Origin of the sequence: Streptomyces sp. NBC_00433 (genome assembly GCA_036015235.1) — a bacterium.
In the GTDB taxonomy this organism is placed as follows: domain Bacteria; phylum Actinomycetota; class Actinomycetes; order Streptomycetales; family Streptomycetaceae; genus Actinacidiphila.
In genome coordinates, this window is record CP107926.1 from 112,880 (window position 1) to 130,185 (window position 17,306).

At 71.3% G+C, this 17,306-nt stretch carries 13 protein-coding genes and 1 pseudogene; 4 read left to right on the top strand and 10 right to left on the bottom strand.

Features of this window, described 5'->3' with window-relative positions; genetic code table 11:
- Nucleotides 1-428: 428 nt before the first annotated feature.
- Nucleotides 429-1,133, bottom strand: coding sequence for a hypothetical protein (locus tag OG900_00455; GenBank protein WUH88746.1), 705 nt, complete (start codon nucleotides 1,131-1,133; stop codon nucleotides 429-431).
- A gap of 273 nt (nucleotides 1,134-1,406) precedes the next feature.
- The gene (locus OG900_00460) at nucleotides 1,407-2,480 is read right to left on the bottom strand and encodes a replication-relaxation family protein (GenBank protein ID WUH88747.1); all 1,074 of its coding nucleotides are present in this window, start codon (nucleotides 2,478-2,480) and stop codon (nucleotides 1,407-1,409) included.
- A gap of 1,329 nt (nucleotides 2,481-3,809) precedes the next feature.
- Between OG900_00460 and OG900_00465 the strand changes: the two genes are divergently transcribed.
- Together OG900_00465 and OG900_00470 are read left to right on the top strand one after the other, a co-directional pair.
- Nucleotides 3,810-4,376 (top strand): lytic polysaccharide monooxygenase, encoded by a 567-nt coding sequence (locus OG900_00465; protein WUH88748.1) that lies wholly within the window; start codon nucleotides 3,810-3,812, stop codon nucleotides 4,374-4,376.
- Nucleotides 4,377-4,750: 374 nt separating this feature from the next.
- Entirely contained in the window at nucleotides 4,751-5,257 is a 507-nt protein-coding gene (locus OG900_00470) for a DUF6233 domain-containing protein (GenBank protein ID WUH88749.1), read from the top strand.
- A gap of 718 nt (nucleotides 5,258-5,975) precedes the next feature.
- Here the strand turns inward: OG900_00470 and OG900_00475 are convergent.
- The 6 genes from OG900_00475 to OG900_00500 form a co-directional block, all read right to left on the bottom strand.
- Complete coding sequence (locus tag OG900_00475; GenBank protein WUH88750.1) at nucleotides 5,976-9,161, bottom strand: fibronectin type III domain-containing protein; 3,186 nt, start codon at nucleotides 9,159-9,161, stop codon at nucleotides 5,976-5,978.
- A gap of 1,584 nt (nucleotides 9,162-10,745) precedes the next feature.
- Nucleotides 10,746-11,126 carry a toxin Doc gene (locus OG900_00480; protein WUH88751.1) on the bottom strand — a complete coding sequence of 127 codons (381 nt, stop codon included), beginning with the start codon at nucleotides 11,124-11,126 and terminating at the stop codon, nucleotides 10,746-10,748.
- Entirely contained in the window at nucleotides 11,126-11,362 is a 237-nt protein-coding gene (locus tag OG900_00485; GenBank protein ID WUH88752.1) for a hypothetical protein, read from the bottom strand. The genes OG900_00480 and OG900_00485 overlap by 1 nt, the downstream gene beginning before the upstream one ends.
- A 1,348-nt stretch (nucleotides 11,363-12,710) precedes the next feature.
- Nucleotides 12,711-12,953 (bottom strand): hypothetical protein, encoded by a 243-nt coding sequence (locus OG900_00490; protein ID WUH88753.1) that lies wholly within the window; start codon nucleotides 12,951-12,953, stop codon nucleotides 12,711-12,713.
- Nucleotides 12,954-13,141: 188 nt separating this feature from the next.
- Nucleotides 13,142-14,476, bottom strand: coding sequence for a cytochrome P450 (locus OG900_00495; GenBank protein WUH88754.1), 1,335 nt, complete (start codon nucleotides 14,474-14,476; stop codon nucleotides 13,142-13,144).
- A gap of 106 nt (nucleotides 14,477-14,582) precedes the next feature.
- Nucleotides 14,583-14,981 (bottom strand): VOC family protein, encoded by a 399-nt coding sequence (locus OG900_00500; GenBank protein WUH88755.1) that lies wholly within the window; start codon nucleotides 14,979-14,981, stop codon nucleotides 14,583-14,585.
- A gap of 90 nt (nucleotides 14,982-15,071) precedes the next feature.
- Between OG900_00500 and OG900_00505 the strand changes: the two genes are divergently transcribed.
- Both OG900_00505 and OG900_00510 read left to right on the top strand, forming a co-directional pair.
- Entirely contained in the window at nucleotides 15,072-16,067 is a 996-nt protein-coding gene (locus OG900_00505; GenBank protein WUH88756.1) for a YafY family transcriptional regulator, read from the top strand.
- A 40-nt stretch (nucleotides 16,068-16,107) separates the two neighbouring features.
- A pseudogene (locus OG900_00510) lies at nucleotides 16,108-16,277 on the top strand (IS1182 family transposase).
- A gap of 15 nt (nucleotides 16,278-16,292) precedes the next feature.
- Here OG900_00510 and OG900_00515 read toward each other — a convergent pair.
- Together OG900_00515 and OG900_00520 are read right to left on the bottom strand one after the other, a co-directional pair.
- Nucleotides 16,293-16,700 carry a hypothetical protein gene (locus OG900_00515; protein ID WUH88757.1) on the bottom strand — a complete coding sequence of 136 codons (408 nt, stop codon included), beginning with the start codon at nucleotides 16,698-16,700 and terminating at the stop codon, nucleotides 16,293-16,295.
- Nucleotides 16,701-16,722: 22 nt separating this feature from the next.
- Complete coding sequence (locus OG900_00520) at nucleotides 16,723-17,289, bottom strand: TetR/AcrR family transcriptional regulator (GenBank protein ID WUH95569.1); 567 nt, start codon at nucleotides 17,287-17,289, stop codon at nucleotides 16,723-16,725.
- Nucleotides 17,290-17,306 lie beyond the last annotated feature (17 nt).

Genomic DNA, 17,306 nt, shown 5'->3' on the forward strand with positions numbered 1-17,306 from the left:
CCACGCAGAACGAAACGCTTCTCCATCCACGAGGACGGCCAACGCAACAGTCGCCTTCGCCGAGGGGCTGTCAGCGCGGGAGGGGTGGGCGGCCGAACGCGGCAGCCTCCTGGCACCCACGACAGCGGTCTGGAACGGGCACCCGGTGGGGGTCTGGCTGAAGAATTTGAGGACTGCCGGTCGACGGGCGAGGCGCGCTGCCAGGCGACCGGCCTGCCCGTCGGCTCCACCCTCGGCGCGCTGACCGAAGCACGCCGCGACGCACCCGAGGCCATCGACCCGAGCTGGTGCCCAGCCTGGCCGGTCGCCTGGCAGCGCGCCTACAGGCTGCGCCCGGCCTCAACGAGGCCGGCGGAGCGGGGCCACCAGAGACCCGCCCGACGCGCCGGTGAGGCCGTCCTGGAAGCCGGGACACCCCTCGGGCGATCTCACGCCGCGGCATAGACGGTGAGCCACTCCGCACCACGGGGCCGGTATCCGTAACGCTCGAGGAGCCCCGACACGATCGCGGGGACGTGGCCGGCCCCGTAGACGACGGCCACCCGGATCGGCTCGCCGGCGCGCTGCTCGTGGATCTCGGCGAGCGCGTCGAGCACTCGTCGGTCACGCCGATAGGCCAACGCGTGGTGGACGGCATCGTCGTCGGCCGCCGGCTCCGCCTCCTCGCTCGTCGCCAGGTACTCGACAGCCATGGCTTTGTGGAGAAGGGCACGCGGACCCCACAGCGCGATCACCAAGCCCCCCACGGGAGCCAGAACCATGAGAAAGAGGAGGGTCCACCACGGCAGTGCCCTGAGGTCTGCCGCCGCGTCCGCCGCGGTCGTCTCCAGCCTGATGACCGGAACACCCTCGGGAAGCAGCAACTCGTCCCGCTGCTCCTGCAGTCCGTTGCGCCGCCGCCACGCGGCCAGCCGGTATGCGAGCGTGAGGGTACTCACCACGGCGGACTTCCCCCGGATTCCCTCCACGACTATGAGATCGCATTCCCGGAGCCTCCTGCGGACCTGCGCGAAGAACGTCGGCGGCGCCGCATGCACCATAGGGAAGATCACGAACTCAAGCGGCGTCCCCCTACGCCGCATCGTGATGACAGCCGATCGAATGTCGTACTCCGACACGTCGATGATCTGCATGAGAGCCCCCCGCCGATTCGGCCCGGCCATCTCTCCCTTTCGTCCAGGGACACGGGCCCGACAGGGACCGCGGTTCCCTCCCGTGCGCAACACCTGCTGAGCGCACCGGACGCCCACGGTCGAACCGGAAATGCCGACGCCGATCCGTCATGACCCTCTGCCGGGAGACGGCGACGAAGCCCCCTCACGCTTGCGGACGCAGGCCTGCCTGCACGGGCGTCGCGCATGCTCGAGCGACGCTGGACTCCCTGGTCAGCTTCATGTCCCCGCACTTCACACAAATGGCGCGCCGGGTCGCAGAGGCCTTACCAAGCCGCAGCCCGCCAGCGCGTAGCCGCCGGGGCTGCCATCAGACCTGGAGGCCCTTGACACCCCCGCTACGCACCAGGCCCTGGCCCTCCCCGAGCGGACGCGAAGGCTGGAGAGTGCAGGGGCCGCGCGCTCGCGCTGCTTCCTGCGCTGGCGGTACTCGGCTGCCGTGCGGGTGTCGGTGAGCGCCTTCAGCAGCGGCTCGGGCTCCCGGCCGCGCTCCTGCGCGACGCGGAACCACACCGGCCCCATCGGGCCGTGCTGCTGCAGGCGGTCCAGGGTCGTCATCACCAGCGGGACCTTGCCGGTGAAGCCGAGGTAGAAGCCGCCGTCGCCGTCGTCGCTCGTCCCGTAGCTGTACTCGGCGTGCTCCTGCCCGGCCCAGAACTCGCGGGACAGCCGGCCGACCGCGCGCATGCGGCCCTCCAGCGCGGTGGGGCCGGCCCCGGTGAGCACGATCGCCAGCGGCGGCAGACCCGCAAGGCCGGTGCGGCGGTAGAGCGTCTCCCAGAACGGCACCGTGTTCAGGTCGCCGATCGTGCCGTGGCCGGTGCTGGGAGGAAGTCCCGGGGGCCGCACCCGGCGGGCGTAGAAGTCGGCGTAGGAGGCGACCTTGTCCGCCAGGACGTGCGCGGGCTCGGTGGAGCGGTCGACCTCCACCATCAGCAGCGGCACACATGCGTCCTTGTCCTGGAACACCGCGTCCGCGCGGACGTTGCGCTTGCCCGAGGACGACAGCGGGTGCGCGGCCTCGGTGCGCCAGGAGTCGATACCGCCGATCCCGGCCGAGGCGCCGGGGAGCCTGCCGCCGCGGATGAAGGCAACGGCCGTGGAATTGACGGCCATCGCGTGCGGAGCGCCCCCCGTACCGGCGCCGCGGGCACGGCCGCCCATCACGTCGGGCTCTCGCTTCAGCTTGATCGCGGCGGAGTCCAGGCCGGCCTTCGTCAGGCCCCACAGCTTCTGCGACGGCTCGCCGCGCCGGTCCGGTGCACCGAACTTCCCCGCAGGCCCCGCAGTGCTGCCCTCCGAAAGCACCAGCCTGTCGGCCCGGAGCGCCAGCAGCGCGTTTGCGGATCGCCTTGTTGTCGGACAGGTGCGGGCGTACCAGCTCCATGATCTGCGTCGCGGTCGCCACCTTCAGCACCCCCAGCACCCGCAGCACGTCCTCCCGGTCGCGGACCGCCGACCGCGGCCGCCGCGCCTTCTGCTCCCCCGGTGTCACCGAGCCTGCCGTGTCCGCCACTTGCGCCTCCCCTGCGACGTTCTGCTGTGGAGGCCTTCCATGGTCGCCTGAGCCGCCGACAACCCGCCCCGGCCCCCTTTCGGCCGGCGCATCAGCGGCAGCCAGCGGCCCGGCCCGGGCCCGCCGCAGGCCGAAACCGGCCCTGGACCCCTCGCACCCTGCCGCCCGCCTACGCCGCACCGTCCCCTTCCCCAGGTACGGCCAAGGAGGGTGGAGGGCAAAGGGGTTGTCGGCATCCCCGGTGACCTCGGGACAAGGGGCCTGACCAGGAAGAACGCTCCGGCCGTGCGCGAGGCGGTCGGGTGCACCCTTGGGTGCTGGCTCGGGGACACCCTCGGGGAAGCGGCGGTAGCCGACCCCGTGAGGCCTGCCCCGGGACCGGCCGACAGCGCGCAGAAACCCCGCCGGCGACCACCAGCCGGTGCCCGCCATGCCATTCGCACCGACAGCAGTGCACTTTGCCCAACCTGCTGACCTGCCCGAACCCTGCCCCGCGCCGCTTCCATGTACTTTGCCGCGCCCCAGCAGTGCACTCGGCTGCCGCTCTGCGGGTCCCTCCGGGATGCACCCCGCGCCAGCCGCGCGGGCACCTGCCTCGCGCTCGATTCTGCGCCTGCCACCGCGACTCCCTTCCGCCCGCCGGTGCCCATCGCCGACGAGCCGGACCGCAGCCTGCACGGGCACCCCTTGTCCGCGGTCTGTTCCCACCGGGCAACCCCCGCTGTCCAGGAGAAACGCAAGGACCGGCCGACCATGGCACAGCGTGGTCAAGGGGTTGGTCAAGGGGCGGCATGCCGCCTAGCTAGCACGGGTCGGCCCGGGACGGACGAACCACCCGTCCCGGGCCGGAGCGCTCGGCATACACCGGCCGGGATGGCCGCGCTCTCCGGCTTCACGTCCCTGGACTCGCCTCATTCGAGTGACGCTCCGTAGAAATCGCAGCCACTTAAGGTAACTTACAGTGACCTTCGTTACTCCGCGGCGAGCAGAGCGGCCGGCCCATGCCGCCCGCTTCGCCCCCGCACGAAACGGACACCACCGGCGCCCAGCGCATCGGCGGGGAGCAGAGAGAAGACATGACCACACAAGATCGCGTAGAAGCCGCCCCCCGACACGGGTGGATGACACACCCGCGCTCCCGCGCGGACATCGAGTTCGACGGAGGCTGGCCGTCCAGCGGGCTGGAAGGCGGCAAGTTCTTTCCGGTGAACCAGGTCGGGCTGTCCGACCCGGACGTGCCGACGGACAACCCCAGCGGTCCCAAGCCGGTACCCCCGGACGGCCGGATCGCCAGCAGCGGCAGCGAACCGGCGGCCGTCGCGCTCGACGAGGTCAGGGACTGGCCGAAGGTCGACCTGCAGTCGGGCGCCGACGCCCCCTTCCAGTGGAACTTCAAAATGAAGCACAGGACGCGCCGCTTCAACTACTTCATCACCAGGGAAGGCTGGGACCCCAACGCCCCCCTGAGCCGCGCGCAGTTCGAAAGCGAGCCGTTCGCGACGCACAAGCCCTACGGCGACATCCCCCACCACGAGATGCCCCCCGCTGAGAACGACCCGAACCTCGACAAGCCGCACACGATCACGCTGCCGCACCGCTCCGGATACCACGTCATCCTCGGCGTGTGGGAGGTCGCCGACACCGGCCACGCCTTCTACCAGGTCATCGACGCCAACTTCACCCCGTAGCACCCGAGGTGTGGGCCAGCCGTCCCCGGCCGACCCACGCCCCCACCCGCCACCACGCCCCCACCCGCCACCGCGGCCGCGGCGGCCGGCGGCGAACGCCCGCCGGTAGCCCGCCCGCACGGTCGGCGGAGTTCCATGACGCCGCGATTGCCCCGTTCCCCACCGTTATATGGAGTTACCCGCCCTTGCGTGGCGTTCCACGGGACCAGCAGGTGGGTAGCCGCCCGGGTTGCCCACCTGCTGATCCGGGTCGCCGCTCCACCGTTCCACGGCTGTGACCTGCGGTAGTGATGTCCGTGGAACGCGGCCCGGGTGCGGCGGCGGGGAGCGTTCCACACATGGAATCGAACGGAGAATCGAACTAGGTTGGAGAGGTGAGCGACGACCGGGACCAGGAGCACGGCGAAAGGCAGCCGGCCGCGCTGCCGCAGGGCGACGGGCCGCTGGTCGACGTCACCCTCCCGGACGGGCAGCACCTGTACGCCGTGGTGAAATCCCGGCGCAGGGAACCCGACGGCTGGTGGTACGACCTGCAGATCCACCTGCCCAGCCAGGGCAGCGACCGGGGCCGGCTCCTGGTCCTGCCCGCCCCGGTCGACTTCCGCGCACCGGCCGCCCTGTGCGAGCCGGTCGACGGCCAGCCCTACGACCAGGTGCCCACCGAGCGGCCCGGCACCACCCCGGCCTGGAAAGTCGAAGAGAAGGTGTACTCCGGGCCCGAGCGCGGGCCGGCCCGCATCGTGCACCGCGGCGAATGCCACGCGGCCCGCGACCTCGCCCGGCCCGCCAGCACCGAGCAGGCCCGCGCCGTCCTGACACGCGACGACGCAGCCCCCTGCCCGCTGTGCCGCCCCGACCGGCCCCTGCGCACCGCCGCGTGAGGCGCCGGCCTCAGCCGGGCCGCCTGTAGCCGGGTTGGGGCGGCGGGGTAGCGGTCTCGCTGCGGCGCATGCCCGGCTTGGGCTTCGGTGTCTCGCGGGTGAGCCCGCCGATCCGCGTTGCAGTTCCTCGAGCCAGGCCAGCCGCTCCGGGGAGAGCACCAACTGCCGCTCCTGGTCCTCCTGGCCGTCGTCGTCCGCCCGGCCGGATCGGCGAACTGCAACTGCTCGCACAGCACCGCGGCGCTCGCCTGGTCCGTCGGCGACGGCTTACCGACGCGCGCCGCACGGGCCGGTTTGGACGAGTCCGGCCGGGGTCCTGGAGGCCCGCACAAGGGCCTGCAGGCTGATGCCGGTGGCACCGCCCGGTCGTGAACGCTCGACTGCGGCACGGCGTCCTCCCCGCCCCGGGGCGGTCCCCGCGGGTGGACAGCGGCGGGGACCGCTGCGGGGGCGGCTCGCTGGCGGCGGAGGCGGCTCCCGATCCGGACAACGGGATATCGCCTGGGATGCATATCGCCCGTAGGCGCAGCGACATGGCCTAAGGAGTCGTGCCGTAGCGACCTGGAGACAAGGGTCGCATCACGCTGAGCTGTGTTCCCTTGCCACCGGCCCCACCGGCCCCACCGCCGTGCGGCGGTGGGGCCGGCTTGTTGGTCGCTCCCAGCGTGTTGCTAGGTGTCCGTCTCCGGCGGGTTCGGCCGGCTGGTGCGGAGGAGTGTCAGGAGCAGGTGACCTTCAGTGCGGTGTCGGCTTTGCAGGTGAGCGTGTCGACGCCGTTGTTGGGGTCGCTGGGGTAGGGGCTGGCGGCGGTGCGGGTGAGGGTGAGGGGGTGGCTCGTGCCGGGTGTCATGGCGCCCACCGTGAAGGAGATCAGCGGGGTGATCTTGTCGGTGCCGGCGGGGATGGCTCCCGTGTCGCAGGTGAGGGTGCGGCTCGCGGTGTTGACCGTGCACGAGGAGGGGGCGGTGGGGTTGGTGAAGACGGCCGGGTAGGTGAGCCGGTAGGAGACGTTGGTGGCATCGCTGCCACCGAGGTTGTAGACGTCGGGTGTCACGGTGATGCTGCCGCCGCCCGCGGTCGCCGTCGAGGTGGTCAGGACGGGCAGCGGGTTGGTGGCGGGAGCCGGCGGTGAAAGGGCGGAGGCGGGGCCCTGGCCGCGGCTGTTGACCGCGGTGACCTGGACGCTGGCGTGTCCGGCCTCGATCTGCGGGATGCGGTCGGCGGGGATCGCCAGCGAGGTGGCGGTGCCGGGCGCGGTACCCAGGACGGTCTCGGAGCCGGCCGGGTCGCCGGGGTTGTTCACGACGGTGACCAGGTACTCCTGGATGGGGCTGCCGCCGTCGGCGGGAGCGGTCCAGGTCACGGTGGAGCCGTCCGCGCTGATCGCCGCGGAGTGCGGGGCGGCGGGCAGGCTCGCCCCGTGGTGGTAGGCGGCCTGGGTGACGACGGAGGGGCAGCCGGCCGTGCCGGCGGTGGTGGCGTTGATCAGGTCGGTGAAGTTGCTTCCGGGGTTGGCGGGCGGGGTGTAAAGGCCGCTCTGGCTCACCGTGCCCAGCGAGCCGGCCGCCATCGACCAGACGACGCCCTGCGCGGGGTCGCAGGTCGCCGGCCAGGTGACGGCGTACTGCCTGGCGGCTGCCGCGGCGGCCGCGACCACCGTCGAGCCGGCGGACTTGGCCGCGGTGCGCGGGCTCTCGGCGGCGGCCGCGGGAGCGCTGGACAGGGACGGGATCGGGAACGCCCCGGCGGACTGGTAGAGCGGGAACGTCGTGTTGTAGACGACGCCGCCGAAGGAGAACGTGGTGAGTTTGAAGTCCAGGAGGAAGAACACCGAGACTTTCAGTGGCGCGGTCACCTTCAGCCACGGGTTGGCTGCGGTGTCCGCCGCGATGTCGATGGAGGGTGTGACCTCCAGCTCGGGCCCGGCGACGTCGTAGATGAGGATCTTGAGCGACACGGGGAACGCGAAGGTGACCTTCGCCGCGGCGTTCAGGTCGTAGTTGAACGTGGTGACCGCGTCCTTGGTCAGGTCGGTCTTGTGCGTGTTCCCGCTGCTGTCGCGGTGGACCTTGCCGCCCATGGTCCGCTCGTAGGTGGCGTCGAAGGTGAACGTGATCGAGCCGTCGATCGAGGTCTGGGTGTAGATCGTCAGCGAGGGGCAGAACGCGATCGCGTAGACGATCACACAGCCGGTACCGGCCGGCTTGAGCCTCAGCAGCTCCTCGCGCTGCGTCTCGTGCTTGTAGACGATGCCCAGCTCGCCTTTGATCGACGCCTTCGCGGTCGCGGTGGCGGAGAAGTCGTAGGTGAAGGTCTTGGTGGAGTACCACGAGCCGTTCGGGTCGTCCTGGAAGCTGGCGTTGGCCTCCCAGTTGGTGGTCAGGCTCAGTGCGGCGGTCAGTTTGGCGGTGACCTTGGGGTTGCCCAGCCGCTCCTTGCCCTTGGGGTCGTTCGCGAGCTTCTCGGCCAGGTCCAGGGTGAAGGTCTTGTTGGCGATGGGGATCGCCACCTGCGGCGCCACCGATGCCTGGAAGTTCGGGTTGAGCATCTGGATCTGGTAGCCCTGGGCGCCGGAGGTCGCCTGGTTGCCGTGGGCGGTGAAGTCCAGCGACCGGAAGGCTTGTTGCAGTGCGGCCTGGCTGGTGGTGAGGGTGACCGTGCCGCCCGAGACGCTGATCTTGTCCACGACGCGCAGCAGGCCGGAGTGGGCCAGCGGGTTGGTGCTCCCGCCGACGGCGATGATGTTCTTCACCGCCAGTGCGGTGACCTGGGCGGGCGGATCGGTGAAGACCACGGTGGTGTCGGTCACCTGGGTGATGGCCGCGACGGACGCGTCGGACAGGACCACCGTTCCCGGAGCCAGGATCGGGTGGGGTGCCGCGGTCACCGGGGTGCTGGTGGCACTGAGCTGCCCGTTGTGCTGGGTGCCGGTGACGGTGATCTTGTACTCGACGTCCGGGGCCAGGCCGGTCAGCGTCGTGCTGGTGGTGGTGGCAGGCACGGTCGCCACGATCGGCGGCTGGCCGGGTGCGGCCGCGTCCACGGTGTAGGCGGTGATGGTGTGGCCGCCGTCGTCCAGCGGCGGATCCCAGCTGACCTGGAGGGAGTTGGGGGCGGGCTGGCTGCCGTCGGCGCCGGGCGGGGGCGGTCCGGCGGAGACGTCCTGCGGGGCGCTGGAGGTGTACGCGGGGCGGGCGGCGACCGTGCCGTTCGCCTCGGCACCGACGGTCTGGCTGTCGGACTTGCCGGCCGGCGAGGTGCCGGCCGCGTTGGTGGCGGTGACCGCCACGGAGTAGTACTTGCCGTTGACCAGCCCGGTCAAGGTGGTGTGGATCGCGGTGCCGTCCACGTTCGCGGTCACGCTGGTACCGGGGCCGTTGGGTGTCGCGGTGACCGTGTAGGAGGTCACCGGCGAGCCGTTGGGGTTGGCCGGGTTCCACACGACCAGCAGCTTGGTGTCCCGTCCCAGGACGGTGGCCAGCGTCGGTGCCAGCGGCGGCTTCGGGGTCTGCGGGCCGCCGACGAACGGCGTCGAGACGCCCGACAGCGCCCCGCCGGCGGTGGTCTCGGTGGCCTCGAAGGCGTAGTTGACGTCGTTGGTCAGGCCCGCGACCTTGACCACCGGCGGGTTGGCCGGGTCCGGGTTGAGCACGTGCCCGCTGGCCACCGGCGCCCCGGTGGGATCACCGTTGTCGTCCAGCGCGTAGGCGTGGACGTCGACGCGGGCGACCGCTTCCTGTGCGGTGTCGCCCGCGGTCACGGTCACATGCACCGTGCCGGAGGCGAACGGCTGCACCGAGTCGACCATCGGGGCCTGCAGCGCCTGCGCCGCCACGCTCGACCTTTGCGGCGCGGCCGCGGCCGCGCCCACCGAACCGGCGCCTAACCCCAGCGCCACCACCATGACCAGGGCCGTACTGCCCCACGCTCGCCTGCCGCGGGTTCTCCTGGAAAGCCACATACGCAACGCCCCTCCGCACGCGGGCACACAGAACCCCGCGTGCTCGCTCAACGGATGACATCTCGACAGTGGGCGCAACATCCGGCTCAGCCCCGAACGCACAGCGTGCGGCAGCGCAGCCGCACCCACCGCCGGGAACATAACAACCCAACAGGACGAACATATTCGAACGTCGAAATATACCCACGACCTACGCCAGCCCCTGCACTCATTGACGAAGCCGCCCGTAGACGACAGAACGGTCTTATTCCGTTTTCAGGTCAGGGCGTACCGTCGTCTGCTTGGCCGCGTGGGCCCGCGCTGCAGCGCCGCGTGAGGTGACGGCCTCAGAAGTGCCGCCGGTAGTCCGGTCGGCGCGGCGGTGCCGCGGTCTCGCCGCGGTGCTCGCTCGGCTTGGGCTTCGGTGTCTCGCGGGCGATCCCGTCGATCCGGCGTTGCAGTTCCTCGAGCCGGGCCAGCCGCTCCGGGCTCAGCGCCAGCTGCTGCTCCTGGTCCTCCTGGGCCTCCTGGCCGTCGGCGGCGGGTCGGCGAACTGCAGCCGCTCGTACGGCGCCGCGGCGGTCGCCTGGTCGGTCGGCGACGGCTTCCCCCGCGTGCGGCGCGGGCCGGTTGGACGGGTCCGGCCGGGGCCCTGGAGGCCCGCAGGAGTGCCTTGAGGCGGATGCTGGTGGCCACCCGCCCGGGCGTGGACGCTCAGCTGCGGCACAGCGCCCTCCACCGGCTCGAAGCGGTCTGCGCGAGCCGTCAGCGGCGGGTGCCAAGTGGCGGTGTAGGCGGTGTGAGCGGTGTGAGCGAATCGGGCGTTCGGCCCCTGCGTCCAGGCCCTGCGCCAGATCATGCTGCAGAACTACCACCACGACGCTGCGAGCCGCCTGCGCTGGCGCACCGCCGAGCGCGAAGGCGGGCCCGGGCGATCGTCTCGCCCTACGACATCTCGGCCCACTAAGCCCGCCACCGACACATCATCACCTGGAAGGGCTTCTCGGCTCATCTGACCGAGACGTGTGCCCCCGACAGCCCCAACGTGATCACGGACGTGGCCACCACGGCAGCCACCACGCACGACAGCAAGGTCCTGCCCGGCATCCACACCCGCCTCGCGCGTCGCGGACTGCTGCCCGCCGAGCACCTGGTCGACGGCGGCTACACCTCCCTGCCCCACCAGGAACAAGCCACCCGTGATCACCAGGTCACCGCTTCCGGGCCTCTCCGCGACAACCCCACCCGACAGCATGGGGCTGGTGCAGGGGCGGGTGACAGGTCAAGGTGTCATCCGACCCTGCACCAGCCCCAACTGACCCACCTCAACTATGCAGGTACAAGAAAATCCCATGCCGATCACTGCATTCCGAGACGATCACTGAACTTGCGCCTCAGAGCCTCTCCGGCTTCCGAAGCTTCACAAGAACCCCGGCGCAGAGGCACACCAGATCACAGCAAAAATCCTGGAACGTCCACCGGATCCCCAAGTCAGCGCGCTACTCACCCAGTGATCGCTAGCAGATTTACCAGCGGGCGGTGGGTGGGTCAGATCCGCCAGGTGCGGATGCGGTCGGCGGCGGCGAAGAGGTCGGCTTTTCGGGACTGGATGTCGCGGACCAGGTCCACCAGGGCGCCGTAGGGGGGGTCGATGCCTTCGCCGGAGGCGTGCATGTAGGCGGCGGCGACCTGGCAGGCGTACAGGGAGTTGCGGTACGGCAGGGGCTCCAGGCGTACCAGGGTGTGCAGGAGCGCGGCTGCCCGCCAGGCCGGGTCGGGGGTGGAGGCGTCATGCCGGGGGATCTTCGTCTTGTGGCGCGCGACGGCCGCGACCAGCGCGGAGTAGTCGGCCACCGTCACGTCCTCGGGCAGCGCCTGCTCCTGGACGTCCAGCAGCCAGGGCACGTCGATGTGGAGCACCGGCGGCATCAGGCAGCTTCGCTCCGGCGGGCGGCGGCCGGCGGGACCTCGTCGGGGAAGGCCTCGTCGAACTCCCGCCGGTGCCGGTCGCCGAAGTGCGCGGCGTAGCGGACGAAGAGGGCCCGCTGCTGCTCGCGCAGCGCGAGGTCGTGGAGGTACTGCTTGAGGCTCTTGCCCTCGGCGGCGGCCGCGGCGCGCACCGCCTCGAGCTCCTCGTCGGTGAAGGTGATGTTCAAAGCTGGCATACCCCTGATGGTACCTGACAGGTACCATCAGGGGTGAGGAATCCAGCGGAGCGGCTGATGGACGGCCGACGGGCCCGCCGAGCCGACCGCCGGGATCATCGACTCCCGGTCCGCGAGGGCAGCATCCCCGGGTGCCGGCCGCCACCCGGGGCTACGACGGCGGGAAGAAGGTCCCGGGCCGCAAGCGGCATGGTCACGGACCGCCTCGGCCTGTTGCCGGTCGTCGCGGCCACCGCGGCGAACACCGGCGGCCGCCGCGCCACTCCTGGAACGACCGCGGGCCGCACACCGCACGATCCGCCTGGTCTGGGCAGACGGCGGCTGCACCGGCCCGCTCACCGGCTGGGCCCGCGACAGACCCCGCCGCCTCACGCTCGACATCGTCAGGCAAAGAAGCCGCGGCGTAGTCGCCGCTTCCCGCGCTGCCGAGCAGCAGGCGCGGTCCGAGATGGAGGAAGCGTTGCGGGCCGGCTCTGTTCACGTCTCGTGAACAGAGCCGGCCGCGCCTACGGCAGCCGCTCAACCGCATGCCGGCCAGAAAGCAGCAGCGGCTTGGTCACCACACGACAGACATTGAGGTATTCCAGGGGTGAGGCTGTTTCACTCCGTGACATAGGGGAACCAGCTGGAATCCCTCAACAATATCCACCATCCGACGCCGCATACACACCGCTCGGCCGCCACAGCAGATCGCCGTATCCCACTCTTGCGAATGGTTGCCGCGCCGCGCGGGTCCGGGCCGCTCCGACGGCGTACGGGTCCAGATCATCACCGTTGTCGGGCACGGTCGGTCGGTGTTCGGTGTCGCCGGTGACGGCCGTCCCCTGGACCTGTGCGCGGCCACCGCGGCTTCGACGCCGGTCCCGCCCTGGTCGCCATGCCCGTCACCCCGGGCAGCGCCTCCGACCTCGGCGAGCGGATGATCCTCGCGCCGGTGGCGCTGAACCCGAACCCGGACAGCGACGCGTTGTGGTCCTCCCACGCGGAAGCGGATCGAGCGGGATACGGGCCGCGGCGTGCGCGACGGCGGGGACCGACTGCGCGGTGCTGCAGGCGCTGCGGGCCTGCCTGGGGCGGATGTCCCAGTGGACCCAGCACAGCCGGCGGGTGCTCGCGGAGGTCCGCTACGCCTTGCGGGGGACGGTGCGGCCGGAAGCCCCCCTGCTGCGCCAGGCCTTCGGCCTCGCAGCGATCGGCCGGACCGTGCCCGCATCCTGGGGATGCACCGCCTGTTGCTCCGTCAAAGGCGGAGCAACCTCACGGCGGCACCGACAGCGTGACCCTGTGCCGAGTTCACGAGCCGCACTCTGCCCCGGCAACCGGAAGAGGGGGAGGCGGGCAGGGGCGGTCAAGCCGGGAGGGGGTGGCCTCCGTCGCCCTCTATGACGGTGCGCTCGGCTTCGCCGTGACTGGTGTCCTCGACGATGGTGACGTCCACGGTGCCGTCTCCGGTGGTGTCGAACTGGTACAGGTCGGCCTTGCCGTCGCCGGTGGTGTCGCTCATCCAGACGTCGGGTCTTCCATCGCCGTTGGTGTCGGCACTGAGGAGCAGGTGTTCTTCGGCGGGTATTTCGGTCGTCTCGTCGGTCATGGTGGCCGCGTGCCCCTGGGCGGATTCGGCAAACCGGCGGCTGGGGCGAGCGGTGATGGGGAGTGGCCGCGGACCGGTTCTTCCCGTCGGGCCCGCTGCCGGCGGTCCGGGGTCGGGCTGCAAGGCGGTACCCGGGCCGCCCGGGGCACTGGTGGTGGGCGCAGTCGTCGGGGCTGGGTCCTGTCCGCTCAGCCGGTGGCAGACCGTGCGATGAGCCGCACCGGGAATGACGCCGGCGAGAGGACAAGCCGGGCCGAGCATGTGACCGGCCCTCCGATCGGCGTCAGCTCCCACCGGCCCAGCAGGGACGCCAGGATCACGGTCGCCTCCGCCTGACCGAATTCCTCCCCGATGCATTTGGTGGCGCCCGCGCCGAAGGGCAGGTAGGCGCCGCGCGTGGGCGGTGTGCCTGCGAGCCAGCGGTCCGGTTCGAAGTGGGCGGCATCGTGGTGGAATTCCTCCCGGCGGTGCAGGAGGTAGGGGCTGACCAGCACCATGCTGCCTGCCGCCAGTCGGTGGCCGCCCAGTGTGGTGTCGCGTGTGGCGGTCCGCAGTGTCAGCCAGCCCGGCGGGTAGAGCCGCAGGGTCTCCTTCACGACCCGGCCGATCAGCTTCAGTCGTGGCAGGTCCGCGAAGCCCGCCGCCCGCCCGGCGAGCACCTCGTCCGCCTCGGCCCGTACCGCGGCGAGGACGTCCGGGCGGCCCGACAGCAGGTGGACGGCCCACACCACAGCCGACGACGTCGTCTCCCCGCCGGCCAGCAGCAGCACGGCGACCTGGTCGGAGAGCTCTTGGTGCGACAGTGCGCGGCCCTCCTCGTCCCGGGCTGCCAGCAGCCGCGACATCAGGTCGTCCTGTCCGGTGCCCGGCTCGCCGTAGCCCGCGATGAGCCGGCGCACCTGGGCCTGCCAGTGTGCGAGGGCCCGTGCGTAGCGGCGGTTGCCCGGCGTCGGCAACCGGCCGATGCCGGGCAGTGCCGCCCGGGAGGTGAGGCCGCTGAGGAAGACGTCGAAGGCGTTCCGCAGTTCTCGCGCCTGCTGTCCGTCCAGTCGGGACGAGAACAGCGTGGCGAGTGCCACCCTGGTGGTGAGGTCGAACATGGCCTCGGTGAGGTCGAGTACCTGGCTGTCCCGCCAGTCGGAGGTGGCCGCGGTCACCTGGTCGCGCATCACCTCGACGTAGCCGCGCAGGTGCTCGTGCCGGAAGGCCGGTTGCATCACCAGTCGCTGCCGGCGGTGATCGTGGTATTTGGCGGTCGCGAGACCCGCGCCCATGGCCTGGCGCACTTTGTCGTAGACGGGGCCGGTGCGGTCGAAGCGCCGGAAGTCGGTCAGCACCTCGTGGGCCACGTCCGGGTGGCAGGCCACGAACGCCCGCCAGGGGCCGAGCCGCACCTGCACCAGGTCCCCGTACTCCGGCAGCGAGTCCAGGAAGCCCAGCGGGTCCCGACGCAACCGCAGGAAGTGGCCGACCGCCGGCCGGCTCCCCGGCACCCGCGCGAACTCCGTACCACGATCGCCCACTGTCAGACTCCGTCCCCGCTCACGTCACCCGGTGCCCGCTCGTCCCGGGTGCGGACGCCATCCTTGCCGGACCGTAACCATGCAGGCCGGGCGGCGGTGTTGTCGCTCAGCGAGCGAACTTCTCGATGGCAGCCGGGGTGAGGGGGGTGAAGAAGTTGACGAGGTTGCCGTCGGGGTCGCGGAACAGGAGCGAACGGTTGCCCCAGGGCATCGTGGTGGGTTCGTTGACGAAGTCCTCCACGAAGCCGGTCAGGTTCTTGTGCACGCCGTCCACGTCGTCGACGAGGAATTCGAGGATGACACTGTGGTTGTCGGCCGGGCGGGCGGAGCCGGGCGCGAACAGGGGGACGGTGCGGGTGCTGCCGATCGCGAGGGTGGCCGAGGTGGTCCTGAGCTCCGCGAAGTCCTCGTTGGACCAGTCGGCAGATACTCCGGTGGCGCACTCGTAGAAGTTGACGAGGCGGGCGACGTCGCCCGTGATGATGCGGATAGAGGCAAAGTCCATGGTCTTCTCCTGGTCCGTCGGTGCTTCTGATCGCAAGCTACGACGAATACCGGGCGGAACCCGCCCGGTATATGCGGGAGACTTCGGGGCATGCCTCGCCCCGTTGCCCGCGTGCTCGCCCTGCTGGAACTCCTGCAGTCGGGCGGCATCCGGACCGTGACCGAACTCGCCGATCGGCTCGACGTCGATGAGCGCACCGTGCGGCGATACGCCGGTCACCTCGTCGACCTCGATGTGCCCGTCGAGTCGGTGCGCGGCCGCTACGGCGGCTACCGCCTCGCCCCCGGTTACCGCATGCCTCCGCTCATGCTGAGCGACGACGAAGCGCTCGCCGTGCTGCTCGGCCTGGTCGCGGGTCGGCGAGCCGGCTTGGCCACGGACACGGCGAGTGAGACGGCGGCGGCCAAGATCCGACGAGTGCTGCCCGAGCGGCTGAGCCGCAGACTCGACGCCGTGCTCGGCTCCCTTGCCTTCACGGATCGGCCCGGCGGGGCGGTCGCCCCCGAATCCACGGTCCTGCTCGCGATCGCCGACGCGGTCGACCATCACCGGCCGATCTCGATCCGGTACACAGCCGCCGACGGCCGGCGCAGCGAACGCACACTTCACCCGCACGGGGTCGTCGCCCACTCGGGCCGGTGGTACGTCACGGCTGCGGATCTCACGGCCGGCGAGGACCGGACGTTTCGGCTGGATCGCATCGCCGGGGTGAGGACCCTACCCGGCTCGTTCGAACCGCCCGCCGGACTCGACCCGGCGGAGCGCGTACTGACCGGGCTCGCCACAGCTCCGTACCGGCATGAGGTGGCCCTGCGGATCCAGGGGACGGCCGAGCAGATCCACACCCGGCTTCCCGCCGGCATCGCGATCGTGGAGGAACTCCCTTCCCCGAGCGGCGCAGATCCGCAGGCCGTGCGCTGGTCCCGCGTCGGACTCCGGGTGGAACGGCTCGACTGGCTGCCGGCTGTCCTCGCCTCGCTGGACCGGCCCTTCATCGTCGAACGCCCAGATGAGCTCCGCGGCCTCGTCGAAGCTCTCGCCGAACGGCTCACGAACTCTGCCCGGCGAAGCCCGCCTCACGCATGACGGATCGCTCGGGCCCTCCCCTCCCCCGGTACCGGTTCGACCCGCCCAGGTTCTGCTGATCCCCCGTCGCCGGACGACCGGCTGCCCCAGGACCACCTGGCCCGGTTCGTCGCCCTGGTCGACGATGTGCCGGACCTTACGCCGGTCCTGGCTGACTGCACCGAGAAGCGCGGCTGTCCGCCCTACGGCCCCAGGTCGACGGTGCGGCTGCGGACGGGGAGTCGGTCATGACGACCTTCCAGGTCGCGCTCCGGTGGGGCTGCCCGGCGCGCTGAGCAGCCGGCGCCAGCGCGGTTGTTCGGTGACTGTCACGGTCAGGCACAGCACGGTCGCCGCGGTGGCGGCCCACCAGGGCCAGAGCGCCCACGTTGCCGCTGTGGCGGCTGCGAGCTGCATCAGCACCAGGAGGATCGTCACGATACCGGGCACCGGTACGGGTGTGCCGCCGCCGGGCCTGTCGCCCGGCGTGCTGAAGAGCGCGGGCAGCCCGATCAGTATCGCCACGGCGCCTATCGCCAGGGCTGTCGAGTGCGGCCACAGGGCCCAGGGAGCGCCCACCCACGCGATGAGTTCGGTGAGGAATCGCAGTGCCCCTCGGGCATAGTCGTTCCGGGACGGATTCTTGTCGATCACAGGAGTGGCCGCCTGTCGTTCGTCAGCGGGTGGGCGCTGCGGGCCCGGGGGTTGGCGTGGTGGCCTGGAGTCCCTGGTCGATGAAGGTGATCATCCAGGTGAAGCTGTCGTCGGCGTCTGTGTCGTACTGGAAGCCGCCTGCGACTTCGAGGGTCGAGAACCCGTGCAGCATGCTGCGCAGCATCCGCAGGGCGTGGACCTCCTGGGCGGGGTCCAGGTGGTATCCGCGCAGCACGGCCGAGAGGGAGCTGAGCGCCCGGTTGCCGGCGGGGACGAACGGGTCGTCGGGCCCGTCCGGGCGTGCGCTGTTGACTGCCGTGTACCGGCCGGGATGTTCTCGCACATATGCGCGCATGGCCTGCGCGGCGGCGGCGAGGGCGTCGCCGCCGGCGCGGCCCTGTGTCGCGTCGCGGATGGCGTCGCCGAGTTCGGTCGCGGCCAGGACGGCGATCCGGTGGGCGAGGTCGGCCTGACCGGTGATGTGCTTGTAGAGCGAGGGGGTCTTGACCCCGAGCCGTTCGGCGACCAGGCCCATGCTGAGCTGGGCGAACCCGATCTCGTCGACCAGCGTGGCGCCGGCCTCGGTGATCGACGCCGGGGACAGTC

What these genes read in the sequence shown, in the direction of transcription:
- OG900_00455 (WUH88746.1), bottom strand. Translation starts at nt 1,133, where the DNA reads ATGCAGATCATCGACGTGTCGGAGTACGACATTCGATCGGCTGTCATC.
- OG900_00465 (WUH88748.1), top strand. Translation starts at nt 3,810, where the DNA reads ATGACACACCCGCGCTCCCGCGCGGACATCGAGTTCGACGGAGGCTGG.
- OG900_00475 (WUH88750.1), bottom strand. Translation starts at nt 9,161, where the DNA reads ATGGTGGTGGCGCTGGGGTTAGGCGCCGGTTCGGTGGGCGCGGCCGCG.
- OG900_00480 (WUH88751.1), bottom strand. Translation starts at nt 11,126, where the DNA reads ATGCCGCCGGTGCTCCACATCGACGTGCCCTGGCTGCTGGACGTCCAG.
- OG900_00485 (WUH88752.1), bottom strand. Translation starts at nt 11,362, where the DNA reads ATGCCAGCTTTGAACATCACCTTCACCGACGAGGAGCTCGAGGCGGTG.
- OG900_00490 (WUH88753.1), bottom strand. Translation starts at nt 12,953, where the DNA reads ATGACCGACGAGACGACCGAAATACCCGCCGAAGAACACCTGCTCCTC.
- OG900_00500 (WUH88755.1), bottom strand. Translation starts at nt 14,981, where the DNA reads ATGGACTTTGCCTCTATCCGCATCATCACGGGCGACGTCGCCCGCCTC.
- OG900_00505 (WUH88756.1), top strand. Translation starts at nt 15,072, where the DNA reads ATGCCTCGCCCCGTTGCCCGCGTGCTCGCCCTGCTGGAACTCCTGCAG.